Source organism: Pseudomonas pisciculturae (assembly GCF_015461805.1).
GTDB classification, from domain to species: Bacteria; Pseudomonadota; Gammaproteobacteria; order Pseudomonadales; family Pseudomonadaceae; genus Aquipseudomonas; species Aquipseudomonas pisciculturae.
This window is the reverse complement of sequence record NZ_JACVZE010000009.1, coordinates 88,994-114,830: the sequence shown is the minus strand read 5'-3', so window position 1 is coordinate 114,830 and position 25,837 is coordinate 88,994. Positions and strand designations below refer to the sequence as shown.

The following is a 25,837-nucleotide window of genomic DNA, read 5'->3' as shown; positions in this document are numbered from 1 at the left end:
CCAGCTCCCACATTAACTGTGCCCACTTCATATTGTGAAAACGCCTACATATCGCCGGGCTTTACAGCCGCCAAACTTCGGCAGATCATTTGCGCCGCTACCCCCACCCAAGCGAGTACAAACCATGAGCAAAAAGCCATCCAAGCATGGCCCCAACAAGGCCAAATCCATCATCGCCCAGCCACTGTTCCGCAGCCGCCAAGAACGCGCCGGCAAGGGCAAAGGCAGCTACCGCCGCGAAGCCTTCCAGTCTAATAGCTGGGAGGCTTCTTACTTTCTGGCTGCCTGAAGGCAAGCGCCCCTCTGGCATGATAAGGTCTGCACCTGATTTGTAATCCCTGGACCTGTGCATGCCCTCTTGTCTTTCCCGTCGTTGGCACCTTCGCCAATTGATCGCTGCCTCCAGCCTCATTCTGCTCGTCGCCTGCGCGGAAAAACCTACCGCTGCCGACGCTCAACCCCTACCCAAGCTCCAAACCGCCCCCGTGGTAGCGCCCGCTGTCGTGGCCCCACTGGCTGTGGACAATCTTGATATCCAGCCGACCCAGACCTTCGCCGAATGGCAGGCGGGCTTTCGCGAACAAGCCTTGAAAGCCGGGATCACCCCCGCGGTCTTTGACAACGCCTTCGCCAACGTCACGCCCGACATGGCCGTGATTCGAGCCGACCGCAGCCAACCGGAATTTTCCCGACCGGTGTGGGAATACCTCAACGGCGCGCTCTCCCCGGTGCGGGTACGCAACGGCCAAGCGCTGCTGGTGAAATACGCCGATATCCTGCAAAGCATCGAGCAACGGTATGGCGTTGATCGCCAGGCGCTGGTCTCGGTGTGGGGCATGGAAAGTAACTTTGGGCAGTTCCAGGGTAATAACTCGGTGATTCGCTCCCTGGCGACTCTGGCCTATGAAGGTCGTCGCCCAGCGTTTGCCCAAGCGCAACTGCTGGCGGCGTTGCAGATCATCCAGCACGGCGATATCCAGGCCGACCAGATGAAAGGCTCCTGGGCCGGCGCCATGGGCCAGACCCAGTTCATCCCGACCACCTATAACACCCACGCCGTGGACTTCGATGGCGACGGTCGCCGCGATATCTGGAACAGCCCGTCCGACGCCCTCGCCTCCACCGCACACTACCTGCAAAGCTCCGGCTGGCAGAAAGGCCAGCCGTGGGGTTTTGAGGTGAAGCAACTGCCGTCGAATTTCGATTACGCCCTGGCTGATGGCGGCGTGCGCAAGACCGTGGCCGAGTGGATGAAGCTGGGTATCCAGCTGCCATTTGGCGCCAGCATGCCGCCAAACGTCGACCAATTGTCAGCGGCTCTGCTGCTGCCAGCGGGTTACCGTGGCCCTGCGTTTCTGGTGCTGGATAACTTCCGCGCGATCCTCAAGTACAACAACTCGTCGTCCTACGCGTTGGCGGTTGGGCTGCTGTCGGAACGCTTCGGCGGCGGCGGTGTGATTCGTGGCGATTGGCCAAAGGATGAGCTGCCGCTGAGTCGTTCCCAGCGCATTGATTTGCAGACGGCACTGAGCGCCAATGGTTATGACGCGGGCAACCCGGATGGGATTATCGGTGCCAATACGCGCAAGGCGATTCGGGCGGCGCAGCAGGCGCTGGGTTGGCCGGCGGATGGGTATCCGACGGTGAAGCTGTTGGAGTCGTTGCAGAACCGTTAGTCCGCTGTAAGGCGACTACCGCTATCGCAGGCAAGCCAGCTCCCACATTTGATCGAGTTCCAAGTTTGGAATGCAGTCAAATGTGGGAGCTGGCTTGCCTGCGATAGCGATCTAACGGGCAACAACTATTTAAAGACCACATCCTGCTCCAGCACCAACTGCTGCTCCCCCGCATCCAACCTCACCAACGCCCCCATCGGCAGTGTCAGGTTCGGGTCACAATGCCCACTGCGCCACCCCGCCAACACCGGAATGCACAACGGCTCAAAGGTTTGCTTGAGCAAGTGCTCCAACGCCGCTTTATCCACACCCGCCACATCCCCCACCAACACGCCGGCAATCTGAACCAGCTTGCCCGCCAAGTGCAGGTGCGTCAGTAGACGGTCTATCCGATAGATCGGCTCGTTGACGTCTTCGATCAGCAAGATGATGCCTTCTGCGTCGATCTCAAAACGCGTGCCCATCACCGCCGCAATCATCGACAGGTTGCCCCCCAGCAAACGCCCACAGGCGATGCCTGGCGCAAGGGTGGTCAACGGGTAGGCCACCGGGTGCGCAAGCACGCTGCCAGCACGCAGATCACCACGCAGCATGCTGAGCAGCGAGTACTCGGTAGGTTGCTGTTTATCGCCCAGCAGGTCGGCATTGAGCATGGGGCCGTGGAAGGTCACAAAACCGGCGTACCGGCTGATGGCCAGGTGCAGAGCGGTGATGTCGCTGTAACCCACGAACGGCTTTGGGTTGGCCCGCAGCAGGTCGAAGTCCAGACGGTCGAGCAGGCGTGGCGTACCGTAACCGCCGCGCAGGCAGAAGATCGCGTCGATTTCAGGGTTGGCGAAGGCGGCATGCAGGTCGCGCAGGCGTACTTCATCGCTGCCGGCGAGGTAGCCGTCGCGTTCGTAGACGCCGGTAAAGATGCGCAGGTCGTAGCCACGGGCGCGCATCCATTGGCCGGCTTTTTCGACGTCCAACGCGGCAGGGCCGGCGGGGGCGATCAGGGCGATGGTGCCCTCGGCACGCAGTGCGGGTACGGCAGCGGACATACACGAATCTCCTGATCAGCACTAAACCAAATGTGGGAGGGGGCTTGCCCCCGATGTCGGTGTATCAGCACCAAATCTGCTGACTGACACACCGCTATCGGGGGCAAGCCCCCTCCCACATTGGACCTGCGGTGTTACGCAAATCGGTGTTAAGAAACCAAACTCGCCTTGACCAGCTTGGCCTGCTCGTCAGCGTGGTACGACGAGCGTACCAGCGGGCCCGACGCCACGTTCTTGAAGCCCATTTTGTAACCTTCCTCGGCGAACCAGGCGAAGGTGTCCGGGTGCACAAAACGTTGCACCGGCAAGTGGCTGCGGGACGGTTGCAGGTATTGGCCCAGGGTCAGCATGTCGATGTCGTGTTCGCGCATGCGCTTCATGACTTCGATGACTTCTTCGTCGGTCTCGCCCAAGCCCAGCATCAGGCCGGATTTGGTCGGGATGTGCGGCATCATCTGTTTGAATTTTTGCAGCAGGGTCAGCGACCACTGGTAGTCCGAACCCGGGCGCGCGGCCTTGTACAGGCGCGGCACGGTTTCAAGGTTGTGGTTGAACACATCCGGCGGCTCGGCGGCGGTGATTTCCAGCGCGACGTCCATGCGGCCGCGGTAGTCCGGCACCAGGGTTTCGAGCATCACGTTCGGCGACAGCTTGCGGATTTCGCGGATGCAGTCGGCAAAATGCTGGGCACCGCCGTCACGCAGGTCGTCACGGTCTACCGAGGTGATCACTACGTATTTGAGTTTCAGGTCGGCGATGGCGATGGCCAGGCTTTCTGGCTCGTTGACGTCCAGTGGCTTCGGTCGGCCGTGGCCAACGTCGCAGAACGGGCAACGACGGGTGCAGATGTCACCCATGATCATGAAGGTGGCGGTGCCGCCGGAGAAGCACTCCCCCAGGTTCGGGCAGGAGGCTTCTTCGCACACGCTGTGCAGCTTGTGTTTGCGCAGCAGGGCCTTGATACGGTCGACTTCCGGCGAAACCGGGATGCGTACGCGAATCCAGTCTGGTTTCTTCGGCAGTTCGGTAGTCGGAATGATCTTCACCGGGATGCGTGCAACCTTCTCGGCGCCGCGCAGCTTGACGCCGGCTTCGACCTTGGCACGCGGGGCCGGGGCCGGACGGTCAGTAACGTCCACCGTCGGGATCATGGTTTGCACTGCATCAGTAGTCATAATCAGTCGATTCCGCCCGTAAGGGTCGTCTGCTCAGCATAGTCGAGGTGTTTGACGAGCTGCGCACGCAGCCGGGCACTAACCTCGGCAAATTTAATCGGTGTGGCGTGTTCGCTCAGTTGGGTCATTGCCAAACCGGCGTACCCGCACGGGTTGATGCGCCGGAAGGGCGCCAGGTCCATGTCCACGTTCAGGGCCAGGCCATGAAAGGAACAACCGTGGCGAATCCTTAAGCCCAGGGAGGCGATTTTCGCGCCATCCACATAGACACCGGGTGCATCAGGCTTGGCCGCGGCGCTGACGCCGTAACTGGCCAACAGCTCGATCAGGCAAGCCTCCATGCGACTCACCAAGTCGCGCACGCCGAAACCCAGCTTGCGCACATCCAGCAACAGGTATGCGACAAGTTGTCCGGGGCCATGGTAAGTCACTTGGCCACCTCGGTCGACCTGCACCACCGGAATATCCCCCGGAACCAACAGGTGCTCGGCCTTGCCGGCCTGACCCTGGGTGAACACCGGCGGGTGTTCCACCAGCCAGATTTCATCGGGGGCCGAACTGCCGCGCTCGTTGGTAAAGCGCTGCATGGCGTGCCAGACGGGCTCGTAGGCCATCTGGCCGAGCTCGCGAAAGCCCAGTACCTGAGGCATCACAACACCATGTGCACGAAGCCGGTGGCCCGCAGTTCGCTGTTGATGTTGTAGAGCTGGTCTTGATCAATCGCAACGATGTGCAACTGGATCGTGGTGTATTTGCCGGTCGAGCTGGAACGCTCATCCACACGGTTGTCGTTGATCGTGGCGTGTTTACGCACGATCGCAAGGATCAGGTCTTTGCGACCTACGCCAGTATCGCTGATCACCTTGATGGGATAGTCCACCACCGGAAATTCGATTTTAGGCGCCTTTACTTCGGTATCGGTCATGGCGTAACGGCCTCGTAAGCGTATGCCTTGGCGACGACAAAACCCCGCGCCTGTTCAACGCGGGGCCTTGCAGATGCACTGTATCAGTTGAACAAGCCGTAGAAGAATAGACGGATGCTATCCCACACGCGGCGGAAGATACCACCTTCGTCGACGGCGTCCAGAGCGATCAGGTCGGCGCTGTGCACCACCTTGTCGTCCAGCTTCACTTCGACTTTACCGATCACGTCACCCTTGGCAATCGGGGCAACCAATTGTGGGTTCATGGTCATGCTGGCAGCGAGCTTTTTCAGCTGGCCTTTAGGCATGGTCAGGGTCAGGTCTTCAGCCAGGCCGGCCTTGACTTGGGAGGTAGCACCCTTCCAAACCGGCGCGGTCGCAAGCTCTGCACCCTTCTGGTAGAAGGTCTGGGTTTCGAAGAAACGGAAGCCGTAAGTCAGCAGTTTTTGCGTCTCGGCCGCACGGGCCTGCTCGCTGTTGGTGCCAAATACCACGGCAATCAGGCGTTGGCCGTCACGTACCGCGGATGACACCATGCAATAGCCGGCCTCGTCGGTGTGGCCGGTTTTCAGACCATCGACGGTCTTGTCGCGCCACAGCAACAGGTTACGGTTAGGCTGCTTGATGTTGTTCCAGAAGAATTCCTTCTGGGAGTAGATCGCGTAGTGCACCGGGTCAACGCGGATGATCGCGCGGGCCAGGATCGCCATGTCGTGAGCCGACGAATAGTGCTCAGGGTTTGGCAGGCCGGTCGGGTTCATGAAGTGGCTGTTGGTCATGCCCAGGTCGGCGACCGTCTTGTTCATCATGTCGGCAAACGCGTCTTCGCTGCCGGCGATGTGCTCGGACAGGGCCACGCTGGCGTCGTTACCGGACTGGATGATGATGCCGTGCAGCAGGTCGCTCACAGTTACCTGCGAGCCCACCTTGATGAACATCCGCGAACCGCCGGTGCGCCAGGCGTTTTCGCTGACGGTAACCGGGTCGTTTTCGCCGATCTGGCCGCGACGGATTTCCAGGGTCGCGATGTAGGCAGTCATCAGCTTGGTCAGGCTGGCTGGGGGCAGACGCTGGTCACCGTTGCTCTCGACCAACACGTTGCCGCTGGCGGCATCCATGAGGACCCAGGCCTTGGCAGCCAGTTGCGGGGAGGCTGGCACCATTTCAACCGCCCAGGCGGCCGGGGTGATGATCAGCGAAAGAAGCAGGCACGTGCGTTTGGCTAAGGTGGTGATGTTCATCCGTCTCTCGAAATTGCTTATGGAAACTTGCCCTCGCGGGCAAAACTATTCAGACAGCCCGCTAGCAGACTGTCACGTGTTCGGTTGCCCGCTCACCCCTTGCCCCTGGGTTTTTATTGTTCAACGAGCCAACAACCACAGTTCAAGCCCGCGCACGAGCCAGAACCATCAATCTTTTTTATTCGGCGGTGACCACGCTGGGTTGCCCCAGGTTGGCCATGCGCACGCTGTTCTGCACTTGGGCGACTTCACTTGGCGAACCGATCGGGCCCATGCGTACGCGGTGCAGGGTCTGCTGGTTACGCACGATGGAGCTGATGAAAACCGGCGCGCTGACCATGCCGCTGAGCTTGGACCTTAACAGTTCTGCCGCATCCGGGTTGGCGAATGCGCCGACCTGCAGGTATTGGCCACCAGCCATCGAAGCGCCAGGCGCTGCACGGGGCACGGCCACCGTATCCGGCGCGTGCTGTGCCGGTGGCGGCGTCCACTGTTCGATCTTGCCGGTGGAAGCGGTCACTTGTGGCTGCTGGGTCTGCGGCTCGTTAAGCATCAACGGCGCCGGCTTGCCACGCTGGGCCCAGTACTGCGCCGGGTCGATGCCTTCGACCTTGACCCGCGCTGTGCCCGTTTCGGCGTAGCCGAGTTTCTTCGCAGCGGCGTAGGACAAGTCGATGATGCGGTCCGAATAGAACGGCCCACGGTCGTTGACCCGCAGGATCACGGTGCGGTTGTTGTCCAGGTTGGTCACCCGTACATAGCTGGGCAGCGGCAAGGTCTTGTGGGCCGCGCTCATGCCATACAAGTCATACACTTCGCCATTGGCGGTGTTTTGGCCATGAAACTTGGTGCCATACCAGGACGCCGTACCCGATTGCACGTAGGTCTTGGATTCTTGCAGCGGGAAGTAATTCTTGCCCAGCACGGTATACGGGTTGGCCTTGTACGGCCCGGTGTGCAGGGTCGGCGTGGCATCCGGGATCTTCGAGACGTCCACATCCCACCACGGCGCGCCGTCTTTGTGAGCGCGGTTGATGTCCAGGCCCGGCTGGGAACGTACGGCGGTGCCGCCCTTCTGGGCCGGAGCACGGCTGGTGGAGCAACTGACGATCAGCAGGGACAACGCGGCGAACGCCACCAGCTTGAGCGGTTGTTTGATCGGCGATACCCGCATTACTTGTTGCCCCGTGCTTGGACCAGCATGTCTGACAGCTGATGCACGGCCATGGCGTACATCACACTGCGGTTATAACGCGTGATTGCGTAGAAATTCTTCAGGCCCATCCAGTATTCAGGGCCGTTTTCGCCTTCGAGGCGAAACGCCGTGACCGGCATATCGTCAGGCAGCGCATTCTGACTCGACCAGCCCAGCGCCCGCAACTCCCCGACCGTTTTGGCCGGCTCGATGCCCTGGGTCAAGCCTTCATCGGCGCGATCACCGGTGACATCGGCGCGGATCACCACCGGTTCGCCCGCTACCCAGCCATGGCGCTTGAAGTAGCTGGCCACGCTGCCGATGGCGTCGTCGGGGTTGCTCCAGATATTGATATGGCCGTCGCCGTCGAAATCCACCGCATAGGCGCGGAAGCTGCTCGGCATGAACTGCGGCAAGCCCATGGCACCAGCGTAGGAGCCTTTAAGCGTCAGCGGGTCGACTTGCTCTTCACGGGCCAGCAGCAGGAATTCGCGCAGCTCTTTACGGAAGAAGTCGGCGCGTGGCGGGTAATCGAAGCCCAGCGTCGACAACGCGTCGATCACTCGATAACTGCCGGTATTGCGGCCGTAGAAGGTTTCGATGCCAATGATTGCGACGATCACCTGGGCCGGTACGCCGTATTCCTGCTCGGCGCGGGCCAGCACGGCTTCGTGCTGGCGCCAGAAATCCACGCCACGGGCCACGCGGGCGTCGGTGAGGAACATCGGGCGATATTCCTTCCACTGTTTGACGCGCTCGGCCGGCCGGGAGATGGCGTCGAGGATCGCCTGTTTTTTCTGCGCCTCGCGGAACACGCCCATCAGTTGTTCACCGGCGAAACCGTAGTCGCGGGTCATCTCGCCGACAAACTCGGCGACCTGGGGTGAACCATCGTAGTCACCGGCCTGCGCCTCTTGCGTTGCACCCAGCAGGCCAATCAGGCCCATCCAGGACGCATGCCGAGTCGCCCAGCCGCGCATTACTTGCATTGACATCTTCACCTTATTCAAACCTGTGCGATCCATTTGCGATGCGTATGAATCGACATCAAAACCCCAAACGCTGACAGCAATGTCACCAGCGAAGTTCCGCCGTAGCTAATGAATGGCAACGGCACCCCAACCACCGGCAGCAGGCCACTGACCATACCGATGTTGACGAAAACATAAACAAAAAACGTCATGGTCAAGGCACCGGCCAGCAGTTTGCCGAACAGCGTCTGCGCCTGGGCGGTAATCACCAGGCCACGACCAATCAACAGCAGGTAGATCAGCAGCAGTGCGCAAATGCCCACCAGGCCGAACTCTTCGCCCAACACCGCAATGATGAAGTCGGTATGGCTTTCTGGCAGGAAGTCCAAGTGCGATTGGGTACCCAGCAGCCAGCCCTTGCCGAACACGCCGCCCGAACCGATGGCCGCCTTCGACTGGATGATGTTCCAGCCGGTGCCTAGCGGGTCGCTCTCAGGGTCGAGGAACGTCAGGATTCGCTGCTTCTGGTAGTCGTGCATAAAGAAGAACCACATGGCGATGGCCACGGGCACGGCGGCTGCCAGCACGCTGAGGATCCAGCGCCAGCGCAAGCCCCCCATAAACAGCACGAATGCACCACCAGCCAGAATCAGCAGCGATGTACCCAAGTCGGGCTGGCGCACGATCAGAATGAACGGCACGCCGATCAGCATCAGGCTGATGCCCACGTGCTTGAGCTGCGGCGGCAAGGTGCGCTTGGACAGGTACCAGGCGATGGTCGCCGGCATCAAGATCTTCATGAATTCCGACGGCTGGAAGCGGATTACCCCCGGAATGTTGATCCAGCGGGTCGCGCCCATGGCGTTGTGGCCCATGACGTCCACCACCACCAGCAGCAACACACCAGCAACGTAACCCAGCGGCACCCAGCGCGCCATAAAGCGCGGTTCCAATTGGGCAATCACCACCATCGACAGCAGGCCCAGGCCGAACGACGAGGCTTGCTTGATCAGCAGGTCCCAGTTCTTGCCACTGGCGGAATACAGCACGAACAGGCTGCCGGCCGCCAGGGTCAGCAGCAGGATCAGCAACGGGCCATCAATGTGCATACGCTGCAACAACGTCGCACGGCGACGCATCACATCTTCGCTTGAGAGGATGCGGTCAAAATTACTCTTCACTGGCCGTAACCTCGGTGCTTGAAGGGGGGCCGCCATATTCGGGCTTGAGCCGGCCGTCGTCGGCCAACAGCCAGGCGTCGAGGATCTGACGCACCACAGGCGCGGCAACGCCGGAGCCGGACTCACCGTTCTCGACCATCACCGCCACGACGATTTTCGGGTCATCCGCCGGGGCAAAGCCGACAAACAAGGCGTGGTCACGGTGACGCTCTTGAACCTTGGTGCGGTCATATTTCTCGCCCTGCTTGATCGCGACGACCTGGGCGGTACCGCTCTTGCCGGCAATGCGGTATTGAGCACCGATCGCGGCCTTGCGCGCGGTGCCACGGGCACCGTGCATCACCTGCTGCATACCATGGTTGACCTTGGTCCAGTCGGACGGGTCACGCAGCACGATGTCCGGGATCGGGTTGTCATCCACCGGCTTTTCGCCTTCGATGGTCTTGGCCAAGTGCGGGCGGTTCCAGATGCCTTTATTGGCCACCAGTGCCGTGGCCTGGGCCAACTGCAATGGAGTGGCCTGCATGTAGCCCTGGCCAATCCCAAGGATCAGGGTTTCGCCCGGGAACCACGCCTGACGACGGGTTGCGCGTTTCCACTCCCGAGATGGCATCAGGCCAGGGGATTCTTCGAACATATCCAAAGAGACTTTCTGACCAAGCCCGAACTTGCCCATATAGGCAGACAGGCGGTCGATGCCCAGCTTGTGGGCCAGGTCATAAAAATAGGTGTCGTTGGAGCGCATGATCGCGGTGTCCAAGTCGACATAGCCGTCACCGGTGCGGTTCCAGTTACGGTATTTGTGATCGTAGTTGGGCAGCATGTAGTAGCCCGGGTCGAACACCCGGCTCGATGCGGTCACGACGCCTGCGTCGAGGCCGGCAATCGCCACCGCCGGTTTGATCGTCGAACCCGGCGGGTACAACCCGCGCAACACCCGGTTGAACAACGGCCGGTCGATGGAATCGCGCAACTCGGCGTAGGCCTTGAAGCTGATGCCGGTGACGAACAGGTTGGGGTCGAAGCTTGGCTGGCTGACCATCGCCAGTACTTCGCCAGTTTTCGGGTCCAACGCAACGACGGCGCCACGTCGACCACCGAGGGCCATCTCGGCGGCCTCCTGCAGCTTGATGTCCAGGCTCAGCACGATGTCTTTGCCCGGCACCGGGTCGGTGCGTTTGAGCACCCGCAGCACGCGGCCACGGGCGTTGGTCTCGACCTCTTCGTAACCCACCTGGCCGTGCAGCTCGGGCTCGTAGAAACGCTCGATGCCGGTCTTGCCGATATGGTGGGTGCCGCTGTAATTCACCGGATCGAGGCTTTTAAGCTCTTTCTCGTTGATGCGCCCCATGTAGCCGACGGAGTGGGCAAAGTGCGGCCCTTGCGGGTAATGCCGCACCAACTGCGCCACCACTTCCACACCCGGCAAACGGAACTGGTTCACCGCGATCCGTGCGATCTGCTCTTCAGTCAGCTCAAACAGGATCGGCACCGGCTCAAAAGGCCGGCGCCCCTGCTTCATGCGCTTTTCGAAGATCACCCGATCTTCCGGTGTCAGTTGCAGCACCTCCACGATCACATCGAGGATCTGCTGCCAGTCGCCAGACCGTTCGCGGGTCATGCTCAGGCTGAAGCTTGGCCGGTTGTCTGCCACTACCACGCCATTGCGGTCGAAGATCAGCCCCCGGGTCGGCGGAATCGGCTGCACATGCACCCGGTTGTTTTCCGACAACGTGGAGTGATACTCGTACTGGATCACCTGCAGGAAATACAGGCGCGCAATCAACACCCCGATCAGGCCCACCACCAAAAACGCACCAAATACCACGCGAGCGCGTACCAGACGTGCGTCTTTCTCGTGGTCCTTGATGCGGATCGGCTGGGTCATCGAAAGGGGCGCAGACTATTTGTGGTAAGGGTGCCCGGACAGGACTGTCCAGGCGCGATACAGCTGTTCACCGATCAGAATCCTTACCAACGGGTGCGGCAATGTCAGCGCCGACAGCGACCAGCGCTGATCGGCCCGCGCACAGACTTCCGGCGCCAGCCCCTCGGGGCCGCCCACCATGAAGTTGACGGTGCGCGAATCAAGGCGCCAGCGATCCAGCTCCACCGCCAATTGCTCGGTGCTCCAGGGTTTGCCGTGCACTTCAAGGGTAACGATGCGCTCGTTGGGGCCGACCTTGGCCAACATGGCTTCGCCTTCCTGACGGATAAAGCGCGCCACATCGGCATTCTTGCCCCGGGTATTGAGCGGTATCTCTACCAGTTCCAGCGACAGCTCAGCGGGCAGACGCTTGGCATACTCGTGCCAACCTTCTTCCACCCACTTGGGCATGCGTGAACCGACAGCAATCAGACGCAGGCGCACAGCCGTTCCTTATTCCTGGTCTTTGTTCAGCTTGTCGAAGTGCGCATGGCCCACTTCCGGGCTGTGGTGCTTGCCGTCGGCGGCACGGCTCTGCTCGGCGCCTTTCCACAGACGTTCCAGGTCGTAGAACTGACGGGCGTTGGAGGTCATCATGTGAACGATCACGTCGTCCATGTCCAGCAGCACCCAGTCGCTGTCGCCTTTGCCTTCTTCACCCAGTGGCTTCACGCCTTGGGCTTTAACGGCTTCACGGACCTTGTCGAGCATCGCGCCGATCTGACGGTTCGAAGTACCGGTGGCGATGATCATGAAATCGGTGATGCTTTGCTTGTCGCGCACGTCCAGCACCTGGATGTCCTGGGCTTTTACGTCTTCCAGGGCAGCCACGGCGACTTTTACCAGCGCTTCGCCAGCCAGCTCAGGACCAACGTGGGCTTCTACTGGCAGCGGGGCGCTTTTGAAGGTGCCTTTGCGCTTAACTTTGCTTACGTCTTTGTTCGTCATATAAAACTCGTTTTGCTCGTATGTTCGGGCGCTCGCTGCACGATTGTTCGTGCGTTCAAGCGCGCCTTTTCAGTTCGACGCACGGTAAAGCCCGTGCGCATCGATGTAGGCCAGGACCGCGTCAGGCACCAGGAAACGTACCGACTTACCGCTGGCCAGCAGTTGACGGATCTGGGTGGCAGACACCGCAAGCGGGGTCTGCCAGACGAATGCAATATTCCCGTTCGGCCCGGTCAGGGCCAAGGGGTCACTTACCGACCGCGCGGCCAGCAGGTTGCGCAAGGCATCCGGCGGTTCGCTGTCGGCATCCGGGCGTTGCAAAACCAGGATGTGGCAATGCTGGAGGAGTTCCTCCCAGCGATGCCAAGAGGGCAGGCCGCAAAATGCGTCCCAGCCCAAAAGCAAAAACAACTGGTCATCAGCGGCCAACTCGGCGCGCATCAGCTCCAGGGTGTCAACAGTGTAGGACGGTTTATCGCGCTTGAGCTCACGGTCGTCCACCACCAACGGCGGTATGCCTTCAACGGCAAGGCGCACCATTTGCAGGCGTTGTTGCGGCGACACCTGCGGTGTATCGCGGTGCGGCGGCCGAAAATTGGGGGTCAGGCGCAACTCATCCAGCGCGAGGGCATCCGCAACTTCCAGGGCACTGCGCAAATGGCCGATGTGCACTGGGTCGAAGGTACCGCCGAGCAGCCCGATGCGTTTAGCCATCAAGTGCGCACGTGACCGTCGCCAAACACCACGTACTTCTCGCTGGTCAGGCCTTCAAGGCCTACCGGGCCGCGGGCGTGGAGCTTGTCGGTGGAAATACCGATCTCTGCGCCCAGGCCGTACTCGAAACCGTCGGCAAAGCGCGTCGAGGCGTTGATCATCACCGAAGCGGAATCCACTTCGTTGAGGAAGCGCCGTGCATCGCTGAAATGCTCGGAAACAATGGCGTCGGTGTGCTTGGAACCGTAGGTATTGATGTGCTCGATGGCCTCGTCCAGGTCATCAACGAGCTTGATCGACAGGATCGGTGCCGTGTACTCGGTGTACCAGTCCAGCTCGGTGGCTTCGATCACGTCTGCGCCCAGCAGCGCACGGGTACGCACGCAGCCGCGCAATTCCACACCTTTGTCGCGATAGATGGCAGCCAGCGGCGGCAGCACGCGCTCGGCGATGCCGGCGTGCACCAACAGGGTTTCCATGGTGTTGCACGGCGCGTAGCGGTGGGTCTTGGCGTTGTCGGCGATGCGAATCGCCTTGTCGATGTCGGCGGCGATGTCGATGTACACGTGGCACACGCCGTCCAGGTGTTTGATCACCGGCACCTTGGCATCGCGGCTGACGCGCTCGATCAGGCTCTTGCCACCGCGCGGCACGATCACGTCGACGAATTCGGGCATGGTGATCAGCGCGCCAACGGCGGCGCGGTCGGTGGTTTCGACCACTTGCACCACTTCGGCAGGCAACTCGGCCACCGCCAGGCCCTGCTGGATGCAGGCGGCAATGGCACGGTTGGAATTAATCGCCTCGGAACCGCCACGCAGGATGGTGGCATTGCCAGACTTGAGGCACAGGCTCGCGGCGTCGATGGTCACGTTCGGGCGCGACTCATAAATGATGCCGATCACGCCCAATGGCACGCGCATCTTGCCCACCTGGATGCCGGACGGCAGGTAGCGCATATCGCGGATTTCACCGATGGGGTCAGGCAGCTTGGCCACCTGACGCAGGCCTTCGATCATGTCGTCGATACGTGCCGGGGTCAGCGCCAGGCGGTCCAACAGGGCCGGTTCCAGGCCATTGGCGCGGCCGTTGGCGAGGTCTTGCTCGTTGGCGGCGGTGAGCTCGGAGCGCGAGGCATCCAGAGCATCGGCGGCCGCCAGCAGGGCACGGTTCTTCTGCGCAGTGCTCGCACGGGCGATCAACCGCGAGGCCTGACGGGCAGCGCGACCCAGGCGGGTCATGTAGTCAAGAACGGACTCAGTCATGGTCAGGGAGTCTTGGCAGGGAGGAAAGCGGCAGATTATAGCTGTGACGCCGCTCGACTGACAGCGGTGAGGGGCGGATGGTCGAAATGAACTGTAAAAACATGGCGTTCAGCCGTAATTAAGCGGGGAGTTGTTATTATTCCGTCACATTTAGCCGTATTAACCCCTGACCGCCATGCCCACTCCTGCCCCCCAAAGCCCCGCCAGCGCCTTGCCCGACAGCTTCTTCGACCGTGACGCGCAAATACTTGCGCGCGATTTGCTCGGAAAAGTCATACGCCATCGCGTCGGCGAAATCTGGCTTTCGGCGCGAATTATTGAAACCGAAGCCTATTACGTGGCCGAAAAAGGCAGTCATGCCTCACTCGGCTACACAGAAAAGCGTAAGGCTTTGTTTCTGGATGGTGGTCACATCTACATGTATTACGCCCGTGGCGGTGATTCGCTGAACTTCAGCGCGCAGGGGCCAGGCAATGCCGTGTTGATCAAATCGGCTTATCCGTGGGTCGATGAATTGTCCGGCCCGGCGAGCCTGGCGCAGATGCTGTTGAACAACCCGGCGACCAATGGGAGCCCGCGCCCGTCGCAAAAGCTGTGTGCTGGCCAGACATTGCTGTGCAAGGCCTTGGGGTTGAAAGTGCCGGTGTGGGATGCCAAGCGCTTCGATCAGGAGTCGCTGTACGTTGAAGATGTGGGCCAGACACCGGTTCAGATCATCCAAACCACCCGCCTGGGCATTCCCAGCGGGCGCGATGAGCACTTGATGTACCGCTTTGTGGATGCGGGATATGCGCCTTATTGCACACGGAACCCGCTGCGCCGGGGCCAGGTCGAAGGCCGGGATTATTTTTTGTTGTGAACCCGCTCGCCGCAACACAGCGAACCCCATGTGGGAGGGGGCTTGCCCCCGATGGCGGTGTACCAGTGAAGGGATGTTTGGCTGACCCACCGCTATCGGGGGCAAGCCCCCTCCCACATTTTAAGATGGAGTTGAGTGTATGGGCCCATGGCTCGATAGCATTACCGGCTGGCTGACCCTGAACCCACAATGGCTCGCGGTGGCGGTGTTTATCGTCGCCTGCGTGGAATGCCTGGCCATCGCCGGACTGATCGTGCCGGGCACGGTGTTGTTATTTGCGATAGCAGCCCTGGCTGGCAGCGGCGCGTTGTCGTTGAGCGAGACCCTGTTGCTGGGCTTTCTCGGCGGCTTGCTGGGCGACGGGGTTTCCTACTTTCTTGGCCGACATTTCCACCAAAACATTCGCCGCCTGCCCGGCTTGCGCCACCATCCGGAGTGGATGAACGGCGCCGAAACCTACTTCCACAAGTACGGCATTGCCAGCCTCTTGGTAGGACGCTTCATCGGCCCGCTGCGCCCCATGCTGCCGATGGTAGCCGGCATGTGCGACATGCCCTTCCCACGCTTCGCCGCCGTAAGCATTCTGGCCGCCGCCGGCTGGACGGTGGCCTACTTGCTGCCGGGCTGGGCCACCGGGGCTGCGTTCCGCCTGCCGTTGCCGGAAGGTTTCTGGCCGGAAGCGGGGATTGTCGCCGCGTGCATCGCGGTCTTGCTGGGCCTGAGCTTGAACAGCGGCCTGCGCGGCCATCGTCGCGCCACCTTGTGGATCGGCTGCGCCAGCCTGACGTTGTTGATCGCACTGTTTATCGGCTACCCGCACCTCAACGATTTCGACCAGGGCCTGAGCGCCTTGGTGCAGGAACACCGCAGTGCCTGGCTGGATCGCACCATGGTGATGGTGACGCAGCTGGGTGAGTTCAAGAAAATGTTCGTCGCCAGCGCCATATTTACTGCACTTTTGTTGCTGGCACGCCAATGGCGGCATGCACTGTTCGTGGGCGCCACACTGGCGGGCGCAGCGGTGATCAACACCGGCACGAAGCTGTTTTTCGCACGTGGTCGCCCGGAAATTCTTACAGACCCACTGACCAGTTTCAGCATGCCCAGTGGGCATGCGTCGGGGGCATTCGCGTTTTTTCTGGCGCTGGCGGTACTCGCCGGTTGCGGTCAACCGACGCGACTGCGCATGACTTGGCTGCTGCTGGGCTGTATCCCTGCGGCGTTCATTGCGCTGTCGCGGGTCTACCTGGGCGCCCATTGGCCGACGGACATTTTGGCCGGTACCTTATTGGCAATGGCGGTGTGTGCGTTCAGCCTGACCGTTATCCAACACCGTAGCCCGTTACCACCGATGTCGCAAAAAGCCTGGTGGCTGGTATTACCCGCCGTTGTCGCGGTGTTGGGCTTCATCGCCTTTACTGGCACGCCCCACGCCTTGCTGCGATATGCCTATTAAGTGAACAACTCACCCTGCAACTCGTCGAGCAACATCTGGATCGCATCCAGGCGTTGCTGCGGGTCGTCGAGTTGCAGCAGGTCGACCTTGTCGGCCTCGGTAAACGGCAGCAGATAGGCCAGTTGATTGCCCAGGGCCTGTTGACCATCGGCGTGGCTGCCCATGTCCAGCGAGGCGACCATGGGGTGTTCGGCCAACGCCTGGAGCAGGGCCAGCAGGTCGGCGTCTTCTTCTTCCAACGCTTGATCGGGCAACTCTTCCAGCCATTGCACCTCGGCCACGAGGAGTTGGTCCTTCTGCACACCGGCATCGCGCACGCGGAACCGCCGACCACCCTCGACACGAATGCCCAAAAGGCCGTTGTCCTGCTGCTTGAAGTCACGGATCAGCGCTTCACAACCAATCAACGCGTAGCCGTCCGGGGCCGCGCCCACTTCACTGCCGTCGAGGATGCACACCACACCGAAGCTTTCGCCCTTTTTCATGCAGCGGCTGATCATGTCCAGGTAGCGCGCCTCAAACAGCTGTAAATCGAGGGTGCAGCCAGGGAACAGCACGGTATTGAGCGGGAACAGCGCCAGACTCATAAAGGTTTCCTTAAACCCGATTTAAACGATCACCGACACGGCCAACGGCAGGAACACCGCCGTGGCCACGCCCATCAGACTCATGGCCAGCGCCGCAAAGGCGCCGCACTCTTCGCTCTCTTGCAACGCCACCGAGGTGCCGACGGCGTGAGCCGTCATGCCCAGCGCCATGCCCCGTGCTTCGGGGCTGTGCACACCCAAGCGGGATAAAATCGCCGGGCCGAGCATCGCCCCCACGACCCCGGTAATCAGCACAAACACCGCCGCCAATGCCGCCACGCCGCCGATCTGCTCGGCCACCAGCATGGCAATCGGTGACGTCACCGACTTGGGCGCCATGGTCATCAGCATCATGTGCTCGGCACCAAACCACCAGCCCAGCAGCACACACAGGCCGGTGGCCAACACGCCACCTACCACCAGCGTAGTAAAAATCGGCCAGAACAATTGGCGAATGCGCCGCAGGTTCAAATAAAGCGGCACCGCCAGGGCGACCGTCGCCGGGCCCAGCAGGATGCCCATGATCTCGGTGCTCTTGCGGTATTCGGCGTAACTCAGGCCACAGGTGAGCAAGATGCCGATCACCAGCAACATGGAAACCAGCACCGGCTGCAGGAAAATCCAGCGGGTTTTCTCGAACGCCGCGAGTACCAACTGGTAAGCGCCAAGGGTGATGCCGATACCGAACAAGGGGTGATGAATCACCGCCGTCCACGCACCGTGCCAGTCGACGATCATTGATCCTTCTCCTTGCGCTTGACCATCTGCTGCATCAGCACGCCGACAAAGCCCATGGCGATCACCAGCGACAACACCAAGGCGCCGACGATGGCCCAGAAATCCGCCAAGATGTCTTTGGCATACACCATTACCCCAACGGCAGGTGGCACCAGCAGCAACGGTAAGTATCGCAACAGGCTGCTGGCTGCCAGGCTCAAGGGCTCGCCGACTTCACCGTTCCAGATCAAAAAGCCGAGCATCAGCAGCAACCCGATAATCGGCCCTGGCAAGATCGGCAACAGCAAATGATTGAGCGCCGTGCCGATCAATTGGAACAGCACCAGCCATGTCAGCCCACGTAACAGCATCCGTCCTCTCCCCCTCTCAACGTGCCCGCATTATAAGCATGCCCGCCCTATGCACCGGCATTCGCCAAAAGCATGGTGGCTTGACCGGCCTCATTGCTCATGATGATCTACATTGGATCTCGCACACTTATAAAAACCGATGAACCCAGGAGAGACGCAATGCCCTATGTACCTGTAGCGCAGCTCAACGATTATGTCGGCAAGGAACTGGGACGTTCCGAATGGCTCACCATCGACCAGGACCGCATCAACCTGTTCGCAGAAGCCACTGGCGATTATCAGTTCATCCACGTCGACCCGGTCAAGGCCGCGCAAACCCCGTTTGGCGGCACCATCGCCCATGGGTTCCTGTCGCTATCGCTGATCCCCAAGCTGATTGAAGACATCCTGATCATGCCCGAAGGCTTGAAGATGGCGGTCAACTACGGCCTGGACAGCGTACGGTTTATCCAACCGGTGAAAGTCGACTCCAAGGTACGCCTGCACGTCAGCCTCACCGACGCCACCGAGAAAAAACCTGGGCAATGGCTGCTCAAAGCCGTATGCACCCTGGAAATCGAAGGCCAGGAGAAACCTGCCTACATTGCCGAGTCGCTGTCACTCTGCTTCGTGTAGGCCCGCCCCTGTGGCGATGCATCAAAACTCGCCACAGGCTGTGTAAATTTATGTATGTACCTCACGGCTGCGGCATACTCGGCGCTCAATTACCCGGATCCCGCTATGCGCCCACTCGCCCCCCTTGCCCTTGCCCTGTTGCTCACCGCTTGCGGAGATGGCGAATCGCTGTTGCCGCCCGATGCGCGCCTGCCCGATGGCGGCCGCTACCGGGGCGATGTGGTCAATGGCTTGCTACAAGGCGAAGGCCGTGTGGACTACCCCAACGGCAGTTGGTACGCCGGCCAGTTCGACAACGGCCAGTGGCACGGCCAGGGCGAATGGCATGGCAGCAATGGCGAAGTCTATAAGGGCCGGTTCCAGCAAGGCCTGTTCGACGGCCAGGGCAGCCTGACCACGGCGGGCAGCCACTATGTGGGCGGCTTCAAGAACGGTCGACGCAACGGCGAAGGCACCCTCAAAGAGGGGCAAATGACCTATCGCGGCGAGTTCAAGAACGACCAGTATTCCGGCCTCGGCCGCCTGGAACTGGCCGACGGCAGTCAATACCAGGGCCAGTTCGCCCACGGCAAACCCAATGGCGAAGGCCAGCGCAACGACGACAGTGGCAACCAGTTCAGCGGTCACTTTGTGGACGGGCAACTGGAGGGCAATGGCAACTTCAACAGCGCCGATGGCGATATCTATGTCGGCCAGTTCAAACAGAACCAGCTCAACGGCAAGGGCCGCTACGAAAACGCCGACGGCGACGTGTGGATCGGCCAATTCAAGGAAGGCGCCCTCAGCGGTAAAGGCGAGTTGATCGGCGTGGACGGCAGCCACTATGTCGGCCAGTTCAGCGACTGGCGCTTCACCGGCGAAGGTCGCCTGAACCTCACCGATGGCAGCTTCTATATTGGCGGCTTCGACAGCGACAGCTATCAGGGCCGAGGCACTCTGGTGCTGACCGACGGCACCGTACAGGCCGGCACCTGGGTCAACGGCATGCGCGTGCGTGATGCCGACGGCAAGTTGCTGCCCGACCCGCTGGAAATCGGCGTACTCGCCCAGGGCCACCTGCTGGATGCGGCACTCGCCGCGGTGCCCGCCTCCACCTCCGCCGTCGAGCTGTACACGCTGGTGCTGGCTGGCGATGGTAAACAAAGCGTGTTCCTGCGCGAAGCCGATTACGTCAGCAACATGCTCGCCACCCGCTTCGGCGCGCGCGGGCAGATCCGCCTGGTCAACCACCGCGACCACATCGCCGACCGCCCGCTGGCCACCCGCGAAAGCCTGCGCCGCGCCGTGCAGACCCTGGCCGAACGCACCGGGCCCGAAGACCTGGTGTTCATCTACATGACCAGCCACGGTACCCATGAGCACGAACTGGTGCTCGACCAGCCGCGCATGGAGCTGGCCGACTTGCCCGCCGATGAGCTGGCCGCCGTGCTCGCGCCGCTGAAAAACCGCGACAAGGTCATCGTGATTTCCGCCTGTTACTCCGGCGGTTTTATCCCGGCGCTCAAAGACGAACGCACCTTGATCATGACGGCCTCCCGTGCCGACAGAGTGTCCTTCGGTTGTTCCGAGGAAGCCGACTTTACCTACTTTGGCGACGCCCTCTTCGCCCAAGCCTTCAACCAGACCGATGACCTGCAACAAGCCTTCAAACTGGCGCAACTGCATGTGAGCGAACGCGAGCAGGCAGACAACTTCGAAGCTTCCGAGCCGCAGATCTGGGCCCCCAAGGGCGTCATCGCCCACTGGCAACTTTTACGCAAGCAGCAGGCACGAAAGGCGCTCGAAAGCGTCTCAATGAATAGCAAGGAAGCCAAAGGCAACTAAGCTGTAACGTGTAACAAGGGGGAAACACTATGTACCTGACACCTCAGCATATCCTGCTTGCCGGCGCCTCTGGCCTCACCGGCGAACACCTGCTCGACCGCTTGCTCAACGAACCCACGGTCACCCGCGTGCTGGCGCCCAGCCGCAAGCCTCTGGCCGAACACTCGCGCCTGGAAAACCCGGTGGGCGACCCGGCGGTGTTCCTGCCGCAACTGAGCGGCCAGGTCGACCTGGCCTTCTGCTGCCTGGGCACCACCATTAAACAAGCCGGCTCGGAAGCGGCGTTTCGCGCCGTGGACCTGGACATGGTCGTGGCCTTCGCCCAGCGCGCACGGGAGATGGGCGCACGGCACCTGGTGGTCATCAGCGCGATTGGCGCCGACCCGAAATCCTCGATTTTCTACAACCGCGTCAAAGGGGAGATGGAGCAGGCGCTCAAGGCTCAAGGCTGGCCGCAACTGACCATCGTCAGGCCGTCACTGCTGCTGGGCGAGCGACTGGAGCCTCGCCTGGCCGAGCAACTGGCCGGGCCGTTGTCGCGGCTGATTCCGGGCAAGTACCACGGCATTGAAGTCTGCGAACTGGCCCGGGCCATGTGGCGCCTGGCACTGGAAGAGCAAGATGGGGTGCGGGTGGTGGAGTCGGATGAGTTGCGCAAGCTCGGCAAGTAACCCGGTCTAAAGACCAGGCATAGATCCAAATGTGGGAGGGGGCTTGCCCCCGATGGCAGAGTGTCAGTTAACAGATTTGTTGACTGACCCACCGCTATCGGGGGCAAGCCCCCTCCCACATTTGATTTATGTCTATCAAAAGATAGGGGTTACAACCCGCCTGTCGCGTTGAAGCCAACCCCAAGCACCGTTAACACCGACAGCGGCAACAGCAGCGTGTCGAGCAACGCACTGGCCGGTAGATCCACATGGGGATAACTCGGCGCCTCGGCACCAAACCGGTCCTTGGCACAACACCCGCCATTGATCGCATACAGATCCAGCCGCGTGCCGGCATACACCACCGGCGCACCGGGTTGCGCCGCGTCCAGCGTGCGCGCGGTGGCGCAGCCTGCCAGGTGCAGCGCCAGCAGAATCATCAGCGCCTTATTCATCGCTGCTCAAATGGTGTTCGCCCCAACGTGGCAGCATGTCTTGGGGGATATTGAGCAGGTTTAGAATGCGCGCCACCACAAAGTCCACCAAGTCATCGATGGTTTGCGGCTGGTGATAAAAGCCCGGTGATGCCGGCAAAATCGTCACGCCCATGTTCGACAACTTGAGCATGTGCTCCAGGTGAATACTCGAATAGGGCGCCTCACGCGGCACCAGGATCAACTGGCGACGCTCCTTCAAGGTCACGTCCGCTGCGCGCTCGATCAAGTTGTTGCAGGCACCGGTGGCAATCGCCGACAAGGTGCCGGTGGAACACGGCACCACCACCATTGCCGCAGGCGCCCCGGAGCCCGAGGCCACGGGCGACATCCAGTCTTCTTTGCCGTAGACCTTGATCTGCCCCGCCGCCGCACCGGTGTATTCGGTGAGGAAGGCTTGCATCATCTGCACCTTGGGCGGCAGCGCCACATCGGTCTCGGTGGCCATCACCAATTGCGCAGCCTTGGAGATCAGGAAGTGCACCTCGCGGTCTTCGCGCACCAGGCAGTCCAGCAGGCGCAAGCCATAAGGCGCACCCGATGCGCCGGTCATCGCCAGGGTGACGCGTTCCGGGCCGCTCATTTGAGCGCCTCGGCCAATTTGCCGTGCAGGCCGCCAAAACCACCGTTGCTCATCACCACCACGTGGGTGCCGGGCGTGGCGAGTTGCTTGACGTGTTCGATGATGCCGTCGATAGAGTCGCAGACCTTGGACGGCACGGTGCACAGCGCCGCAATCGCTGGCAGGTCCCAGCCCAGGTTAGCGGGCGCATACCAAACCGCCTGATCGGCGTCGTTGACGCTTTCTGGCAGGCCATCACGGTGCGCGCCCAGCTTCATGGAGTTGGAACGCGGCTCGACAATGGCAATGATCGGCGCATCGCCCACGCGTTTGCGCAGGCCATCCAAGGTAGTGGCAATGGCAGTCGGGTGGTGGGCAAAGTCGTCGTAGATGGTAATACCGTTCACATCGGCGACTTTTTCCATGCGCCGCTTCACGCTTTTGAATGCGCTCAATGCTGCGACGCCCATGGACGGCACCACGCCCACATGCCGTGCGGCTGCCAGGGTGACCAAGGCGTTGGCGACGTTGTGCTGGCCGGTCATGTCCCAATCAACGATGCCTTGGGCCTCACCTTCGAACAACACTTCAAATCGGGAGCCGTCTTCACTGAGCAACTTGACCTGCCACTGCCCGCCAGCGCCGGTGGTTTGCACCGGGGTCCAGCAGCCCATGTCGATCACACGCTGCAAGGCCGGCTCGGTGGTCGGGTGAATGACCAGGCCTTCGCTCGGGATAGTGCGCACCAAATGGTGGAACTGGCGCTCGATGGCCGGCAGATCCGGGAAGATGTCGGCGTGATCGAACTCAAGGTTATTCAGGATCGCCGTGCGCGGGCGGTAGTGGACGAACTTGGAGCGCTTGTCGAAGAAGGCGCTGTCGTATTCATCCGCCTCAATCACGAAAAACGGGGTGTCACCCAAGCGGGCTGACACGGAGAAATTCTGCGGCACGCCACCAATCAGGAACCCCGGGCTCATGCCGGCATGTTCAAGCACCCAGGCCAGCATGCTGCTGGTGGTGGTCTTGCCGTGCGTACCGGCCACCGCCAGCACCCAGCGGCCTTGCAGCACGTGGTCCGCCAGCCATTGCGGGCCAGACACATAAGGCAAACCTTTATTGAGCACGTATTCGACCGCAGGGTTGCCACGGGACATGGCATTGCCGATCACCACCAGATCTGGCACCGGGTCGAACTGCGACGGGTCGTAGCCCTGGGTCAACTCAATGCCTTGGGCTTCGAGTTGCGTGCTCATGGGCGGGTAAACGTTGGCGTCTGAGCCTGTGACATGGTGGCCAAGCTCCTTGGCCAGCACCGCCATCGAGCCCATGAACGTACCGCAAATACCGAGAATATGAATGTGCATAGTCGACCTCGTAAACATCGAGGCAGGTTAGCGCAGGGGGGCGAAAATCGCACCCTTTAGCTGAGGGCGTGACGTGCGATGCCATGCCTGCGCAGCTTGCGGTACAGGGTGTTACGGCTGACGCCCAACTGCTCGGCCGTATGGCTCATGTGCCAGCGCTGCTGTGCCAATACCGCCAGCAGCGCCAGACGCTCGGCATCGTCCAGTGGCGACTCCAGCGGTTTGGCGTCACCGCCCATTGCCGGGCGAGCCTGGCGAATCAGCGCGGGTAAATCGCCAAGGGCCACACGCCCCTCATCACACAACGCCACCAGCGTTCGCAGCACCGTGCGCAGTTGACGCACGTTGCCCGGCCAGGCAAAAGCCAACAGCGCCCCGCGCGCCGCCGGGTCGAGCAACACCGTCTCGCCGCTAGCCTCCTGCGCCAACAAGAAGTCCAGCAGTTGGGACTTGTCACTGCGCTCGCGCAAGGGCGGCAAGCCAACTTCCAGACCATTGAGGCGGTAGTACAAATCCTCGCGAAAGCTGCCGTCCTGCACACGCTCCAGCAAATTGCGGTGAGTCGCGCTGATAATCCTGACGTTGACGGCCTGAGGCTCGCCGCCGAGGGGCACCACCAAGCGGTCCTCCAGCACCCTTAATAGACGGGTTTGCAGCGCCAGCGGCATGTCGCCGATTTCATCCAGGAACAACGTGCCGCCGTCGGCTTGTTGCAACTTGCCCTGCATGCCCTCTTTACGCGCGCCGGTAAAACTGCCGCCGCGATAACCAAACAGCTCGCTTTCGATCAGGCTTTCGGGGATGGCGGCGCAATTAAGGGCCACGAATGCCTTGTCGGCACGCTGGCTCGCCTGGTGTACGGCCTTGGCGAAGGCTTCTTTGCCGGAGCCGGTTTCGCCATTGATCAGCAAGGGCACGTCTCGCTCGAATACGCGCAGTGCCTTGCTGAAATCCTGCTGTAGCGCCGGGTCGCCCAGGCAGATGCCAGGCAGTTGCGGCCGGGCAGATACAACGGGCTTGATCATGGGTGCCGGCGCACTACGCGCCTGGCCGCGCAAGGCGGCAAACAGCTGACGACCATCACGGGTACGCAGCGGCCAACTGGCGGTGGCATTGACGCTGGCGCGGCCGAGCAATTGGTCCAGGGAGCATTCGAATAGCGCTTCCACCGGTTGCCCAAGCAGGCCGCCGCGCTGTTGCCCCAGCAGGCTCAGCGCACTCTGGTTCACGGCGCAAATGCGCCCTTCGCCATCGAACGCCACCAGACCTTCACTGAACAGGCCCACAGACTCGGCTTGCAGGTGGAAGCGCAGTAACCAGTGGTTTTCATAGTGACGCAGGAAATAACAGCTCTCGATCATCTTCGCCGATAAGTTCACCAGCGCCATGGTGTGGAACTGGCTCTGGCGCGACACGGCTTCGCGCGCCGACGACACATCCAGCACCGCCAGCAAGTCGCCATGGGGGTCGAACACCGGGCTCGCCGAACACGTCAGCCCGGTGTGGCGCCCGCGAAAATGCTCATCACGATGAATCGTCAGCGACTGGCGTTCTACCAGGCAGGTGCCAATGCCGTTGGTGCCTTCGCAGGCCTCGCTCCAGTCGGCGCCGAGCCAGAGCCCGGCACGCTCAAAGATCTTGCGCTCGGAAGGCGCGGTCACACAGTTGAGGATCACGCCACGGGCATCGGTGAGCAGCACTGCATGACCGGCACCGGAAAGCTGCTGGTGCAGGCTGTTCATCTCGCTGCCGGCGATGTGCAGCACTTGCTGCAAACGCTCGCGGCTTTCCAGCACGCGGCCGTGCTCAAGCACCGTGGGAGCAAGCGTTTGCGCAGGGTCGAGGTGGTAGTCCTCCAGGCAGCGCAGCCACGAGCGGGCGATGGACGGGTCGCTCGATGGGTCGCGGCCATGGGCCACGGTGAGGACTTGCTGGGCATGGCGCGTGAAATGATCGTTGTGCATTTCTTATTATTCTCCCTGCGTGAGAATGCCCAGCATCCCCCAGGCACTCGACCAATGCAATCCCGGCCAGACCCACCGGTCACAGCCTGTCCCGTTTATGGCACAAACTG

The 25,837-nt window shown here is 61.3% G+C and carries 27 protein-coding genes; 7 read left to right on the top strand and 20 right to left on the bottom strand.

What is annotated here, in order from left to right:
* Positions 1-124 precede the first annotated feature (124 nt).
* Both arfA and ICY20_RS23000 read left to right on the top strand, forming a co-directional pair.
* Entirely contained in the window at positions 125-289 is a 165-nt protein-coding gene (gene arfA, locus ICY20_RS23005) for an alternative ribosome rescue factor ArfA (RefSeq protein WP_003176285.1), read from the top strand.
* A gap of 61 nt (positions 290-350) precedes the next feature.
* On the top strand, positions 351-1,676 hold the full coding sequence (locus tag ICY20_RS23000) for a lytic murein transglycosylase (protein ID WP_159955944.1): 1,326 nt from the start codon (positions 351-353) through the stop codon (positions 1,674-1,676).
* Positions 1,677-1,801: 125 nt separating this feature from the next.
* Here ICY20_RS23000 and ICY20_RS22995 read toward each other — a convergent pair whose 3' ends face one another.
* From ICY20_RS22995 to ICY20_RS22935, 13 genes are all read right to left on the bottom strand, one after another.
* Entirely contained in the window at positions 1,802-2,719 is a 918-nt protein-coding gene (locus tag ICY20_RS22995) for a S66 peptidase family protein (protein WP_194938658.1), read from the bottom strand.
* A gap of 149 nt (positions 2,720-2,868) precedes the next feature.
* Positions 2,869-3,870 carry a lipoyl synthase gene (gene lipA / locus ICY20_RS22990; RefSeq protein WP_162493887.1) on the bottom strand — a complete coding sequence of 334 codons (1,002 nt, stop codon included), beginning with the start codon at positions 3,868-3,870 and terminating at the stop codon, positions 2,869-2,871.
* A 26-nt stretch (positions 3,871-3,896) separates the two neighbouring features.
* On the bottom strand, positions 3,897-4,544 hold the full coding sequence (gene lipB / locus ICY20_RS22985; RefSeq protein WP_159955940.1) for a lipoyl(octanoyl) transferase LipB: 648 nt from the start codon (positions 4,542-4,544) through the stop codon (positions 3,897-3,899).
* Positions 4,544-4,819 (bottom strand): DUF493 domain-containing protein, encoded by a 276-nt coding sequence (locus ICY20_RS22980; protein WP_122486100.1) that lies wholly within the window; start codon positions 4,817-4,819, stop codon positions 4,544-4,546. Before ICY20_RS22980 ends, lipB begins: the two co-directional genes overlap by 1 nt.
* Positions 4,820-4,902: 83 nt before the next feature.
* Positions 4,903-6,060: a D-alanyl-D-alanine carboxypeptidase family protein gene (locus ICY20_RS22975; RefSeq protein ID WP_159955938.1), complete on the bottom strand. Its 1,158-nt coding sequence runs from the start codon at positions 6,058-6,060 to the stop codon at positions 4,903-4,905.
* Between the two features lie 178 nt (positions 6,061-6,238).
* Positions 6,239-7,234: a septal ring lytic transglycosylase RlpA family protein gene (locus ICY20_RS22970; RefSeq protein WP_159955936.1), complete on the bottom strand. Its 996-nt coding sequence runs from the start codon at positions 7,232-7,234 to the stop codon at positions 6,239-6,241.
* The gene (gene mltB / locus ICY20_RS22965) at positions 7,234-8,244 is read right to left on the bottom strand and encodes a lytic murein transglycosylase B (protein ID WP_122512526.1); all 1,011 of its coding nucleotides are present in this window, start codon (positions 8,242-8,244) and stop codon (positions 7,234-7,236) included. Before mltB ends, ICY20_RS22970 begins: the two co-directional genes overlap by 1 nt.
* A gap of 17 nt (positions 8,245-8,261) precedes the next feature.
* Positions 8,262-9,365 (bottom strand): rod shape-determining protein RodA, encoded by a 1,104-nt coding sequence (gene rodA, locus ICY20_RS22960; protein WP_163001978.1) that lies wholly within the window; start codon positions 9,363-9,365, stop codon positions 8,262-8,264.
* Positions 9,366-9,396: 31 nt separating this feature from the next.
* On the bottom strand, positions 9,397-11,295 hold the full coding sequence (gene mrdA / locus ICY20_RS22955) for a penicillin-binding protein 2 (RefSeq protein WP_159955934.1): 1,899 nt from the start codon (positions 11,293-11,295) through the stop codon (positions 9,397-9,399).
* Between the two features lie 15 nt (positions 11,296-11,310).
* Positions 11,311-11,778: a 23S rRNA (pseudouridine(1915)-N(3))-methyltransferase RlmH gene (gene rlmH, locus ICY20_RS22950; RefSeq protein ID WP_003176297.1), complete on the bottom strand. Its 468-nt coding sequence runs from the start codon at positions 11,776-11,778 to the stop codon at positions 11,311-11,313.
* A gap of 9 nt (positions 11,779-11,787) precedes the next feature.
* Positions 11,788-12,282, bottom strand: a complete 495-nt coding sequence (gene rsfS, locus ICY20_RS22945; protein ID WP_065924878.1) for a ribosome silencing factor — start codon at positions 12,280-12,282, stop codon at positions 11,788-11,790.
* A 69-nt stretch (positions 12,283-12,351) separates the two neighbouring features.
* Positions 12,352-12,996, bottom strand: coding sequence for a nicotinate-nucleotide adenylyltransferase (gene nadD, locus ICY20_RS22940; RefSeq protein WP_017528942.1), 645 nt, complete (start codon positions 12,994-12,996; stop codon positions 12,352-12,354).
* Complete coding sequence (locus ICY20_RS22935; protein ID WP_159955932.1) at positions 12,996-14,261, bottom strand: glutamate-5-semialdehyde dehydrogenase; 1,266 nt, start codon at positions 14,259-14,261, stop codon at positions 12,996-12,998. Before ICY20_RS22935 ends, nadD begins: the two co-directional genes overlap by 1 nt.
* Before the next feature lie 175 nt (positions 14,262-14,436).
* Here ICY20_RS22935 and ICY20_RS22930 point away from each other — a divergent pair, with 175 nt between their 5' ends.
* Both ICY20_RS22930 and ICY20_RS22925 read left to right on the top strand, forming a co-directional pair.
* The gene (locus ICY20_RS22930; RefSeq protein ID WP_159955930.1) at positions 14,437-15,120 is read left to right on the top strand and encodes a DNA-3-methyladenine glycosylase; all 684 of its coding nucleotides are present in this window, start codon (positions 14,437-14,439) and stop codon (positions 15,118-15,120) included.
* A 139-nt stretch (positions 15,121-15,259) separates the two neighbouring features.
* Entirely contained in the window at positions 15,260-16,576 is a 1,317-nt protein-coding gene (locus ICY20_RS22925; RefSeq protein ID WP_194938657.1) for a bifunctional DedA family/phosphatase PAP2 family protein, read from the top strand.
* Here the strand turns inward: ICY20_RS22925 and ICY20_RS22920 are convergent.
* From ICY20_RS22920 to ICY20_RS22910, 3 genes are read right to left on the bottom strand one after another with little or no spacing between them, the layout of a single operon-like run.
* A complete protein-coding gene (locus ICY20_RS22920) occupies positions 16,573-17,163 on the bottom strand; it encodes an LON peptidase substrate-binding domain-containing protein (RefSeq protein WP_159955926.1) in 591 nt (196 codons plus the stop codon). The genes ICY20_RS22925 and ICY20_RS22920 overlap by 4 nt on opposite strands.
* Before the next feature lie 21 nt (positions 17,164-17,184).
* Complete coding sequence (locus tag ICY20_RS22915; RefSeq protein WP_194938656.1) at positions 17,185-17,901, bottom strand: LrgB family protein; 717 nt, start codon at positions 17,899-17,901, stop codon at positions 17,185-17,187.
* Positions 17,898-18,251: a CidA/LrgA family protein gene (locus ICY20_RS22910; protein ID WP_159955922.1), complete on the bottom strand. Its 354-nt coding sequence runs from the start codon at positions 18,249-18,251 to the stop codon at positions 17,898-17,900. Before ICY20_RS22910 ends, ICY20_RS22915 begins: the two co-directional genes overlap by 4 nt.
* Before the next feature lie 159 nt (positions 18,252-18,410).
* On the opposite strand from ICY20_RS22910, the gene ICY20_RS22905 reads away from it, so the two are divergent.
* From ICY20_RS22905 to ICY20_RS22895, 3 genes are all read left to right on the top strand, one after another.
* Positions 18,411-18,866, top strand: coding sequence for a MaoC family dehydratase (locus tag ICY20_RS22905; RefSeq protein WP_159955920.1), 456 nt, complete (start codon positions 18,411-18,413; stop codon positions 18,864-18,866).
* Between the two features lie 105 nt (positions 18,867-18,971).
* A complete protein-coding gene (locus ICY20_RS22900) occupies positions 18,972-20,690 on the top strand; it encodes a C13 family peptidase (RefSeq protein ID WP_159955918.1) in 1,719 nt (572 codons plus the stop codon).
* Between the two features lie 29 nt (positions 20,691-20,719).
* On the top strand, positions 20,720-21,361 hold the full coding sequence (locus ICY20_RS22895; protein ID WP_159955916.1) for an oxidoreductase: 642 nt from the start codon (positions 20,720-20,722) through the stop codon (positions 21,359-21,361).
* Positions 21,362-21,510: 149 nt separating this feature from the next.
* On the opposite strand, the gene ICY20_RS22890 is transcribed toward ICY20_RS22895, so the two are convergent.
* From ICY20_RS22890 to ICY20_RS22875, 4 genes are read right to left on the bottom strand one after another with little or no spacing between them, the layout of a single operon-like run.
* Positions 21,511-21,795, bottom strand: a complete 285-nt coding sequence (locus ICY20_RS22890) for a YceK/YidQ family lipoprotein (protein ID WP_159955914.1) — start codon at positions 21,793-21,795, stop codon at positions 21,511-21,513.
* Entirely contained in the window at positions 21,788-22,417 is a 630-nt protein-coding gene (ubiX, locus tag ICY20_RS22885) for a flavin prenyltransferase UbiX (RefSeq protein WP_017735613.1), read from the bottom strand. The genes ICY20_RS22890 and ubiX overlap by 8 nt, the downstream gene beginning before the upstream one ends.
* Complete coding sequence (mpl, locus tag ICY20_RS22880; RefSeq protein WP_159955912.1) at positions 22,414-23,763, bottom strand: UDP-N-acetylmuramate:L-alanyl-gamma-D-glutamyl-meso-diaminopimelate ligase; 1,350 nt, start codon at positions 23,761-23,763, stop codon at positions 22,414-22,416. Before mpl ends, ubiX begins: the two co-directional genes overlap by 4 nt.
* Before the next feature lie 56 nt (positions 23,764-23,819).
* Entirely contained in the window at positions 23,820-25,727 is a 1,908-nt protein-coding gene (locus tag ICY20_RS22875) for a sigma-54-dependent Fis family transcriptional regulator (protein WP_159955910.1), read from the bottom strand.
* Between the last annotated feature and the right edge of the window lie 110 nt (positions 25,728-25,837).

Bases quoted from the DNA above. Each gene is read 5' to 3' on its own strand.
- arfA (WP_003176285.1), top strand. From the start codon at position 125: ATGAGCAAAAAGCCATCCAAGCATGGCCCCAACAAGGCCAAATCCATC.
- ICY20_RS23000 (WP_159955944.1), top strand. From the start codon at position 351: ATGCCCTCTTGTCTTTCCCGTCGTTGGCACCTTCGCCAATTGATCGCT.
- ICY20_RS22995 (WP_194938658.1), bottom strand. From the start codon at position 2,719: ATGTCCGCTGCCGTACCCGCACTGCGTGCCGAGGGCACCATCGCCCTG.
- lipA (WP_162493887.1), bottom strand. From the start codon at position 3,870: ATGATCCCGACGGTGGACGTTACTGACCGTCCGGCCCCGGCCCCGCGT.
- lipB (WP_159955940.1), bottom strand. From the start codon at position 4,544: ATGCCTCAGGTACTGGGCTTTCGCGAGCTCGGCCAGATGGCCTACGAG.
- ICY20_RS22980 (WP_122486100.1), bottom strand. From the start codon at position 4,819: ATGACCGATACCGAAGTAAAGGCGCCTAAAATCGAATTTCCGGTGGTG.
- ICY20_RS22975 (WP_159955938.1), bottom strand. From the start codon at position 6,060: ATGAACATCACCACCTTAGCCAAACGCACGTGCCTGCTTCTTTCGCTG.
- ICY20_RS22970 (WP_159955936.1), bottom strand. From the start codon at position 7,234: ATGCGGGTATCGCCGATCAAACAACCGCTCAAGCTGGTGGCGTTCGCC.
- mltB (WP_122512526.1), bottom strand. From the start codon at position 8,244: ATGCAAGTAATGCGCGGCTGGGCGACTCGGCATGCGTCCTGGATGGGC.
- rodA (WP_163001978.1), bottom strand. From the start codon at position 9,365: ATGCGTCGCCGTGCGACGTTGTTGCAGCGTATGCACATTGATGGCCCG.
- mrdA (WP_159955934.1), bottom strand. From the start codon at position 11,295: ATGACCCAGCCGATCCGCATCAAGGACCACGAGAAAGACGCACGTCTG.
- rsfS (WP_065924878.1), bottom strand. From the start codon at position 12,282: ATGACGAACAAAGACGTAAGCAAAGTTAAGCGCAAAGGCACCTTCAAA.
- nadD (WP_017528942.1), bottom strand. From the start codon at position 12,996: ATGGCTAAACGCATCGGGCTGCTCGGCGGTACCTTCGACCCAGTGCAC.
- ICY20_RS22935 (WP_159955932.1), bottom strand. From the start codon at position 14,261: ATGACTGAGTCCGTTCTTGACTACATGACCCGCCTGGGTCGCGCTGCC.
- ICY20_RS22930 (WP_159955930.1), top strand. From the start codon at position 14,437: ATGCCCACTCCTGCCCCCCAAAGCCCCGCCAGCGCCTTGCCCGACAGC.
- ICY20_RS22925 (WP_194938657.1), top strand. From the start codon at position 15,260: ATGGGCCCATGGCTCGATAGCATTACCGGCTGGCTGACCCTGAACCCA.
- ICY20_RS22920 (WP_159955926.1), bottom strand. From the start codon at position 17,163: ATGAGTCTGGCGCTGTTCCCGCTCAATACCGTGCTGTTCCCTGGCTGC.
- ICY20_RS22915 (WP_194938656.1), bottom strand. From the start codon at position 17,901: ATGATCGTCGACTGGCACGGTGCGTGGACGGCGGTGATTCATCACCCC.
- ICY20_RS22910 (WP_159955922.1), bottom strand. From the start codon at position 18,251: ATGCTGTTACGTGGGCTGACATGGCTGGTGCTGTTCCAATTGATCGGC.
- ICY20_RS22905 (WP_159955920.1), top strand. From the start codon at position 18,411: ATGCCCTATGTACCTGTAGCGCAGCTCAACGATTATGTCGGCAAGGAA.
- ICY20_RS22900 (WP_159955918.1), top strand. From the start codon at position 18,972: ATGCGCCCACTCGCCCCCCTTGCCCTTGCCCTGTTGCTCACCGCTTGC.
- ICY20_RS22895 (WP_159955916.1), top strand. From the start codon at position 20,720: ATGTACCTGACACCTCAGCATATCCTGCTTGCCGGCGCCTCTGGCCTC.
- ICY20_RS22890 (WP_159955914.1), bottom strand. From the start codon at position 21,795: ATGAATAAGGCGCTGATGATTCTGCTGGCGCTGCACCTGGCAGGCTGC.
- ubiX (WP_017735613.1), bottom strand. From the start codon at position 22,417: ATGAGCGGCCCGGAACGCGTCACCCTGGCGATGACCGGCGCATCGGGT.
- mpl (WP_159955912.1), bottom strand. From the start codon at position 23,763: ATGCACATTCATATTCTCGGTATTTGCGGTACGTTCATGGGCTCGATG.
- ICY20_RS22875 (WP_159955910.1), bottom strand. From the start codon at position 25,727: ATGCACAACGATCATTTCACGCGCCATGCCCAGCAAGTCCTCACCGTG.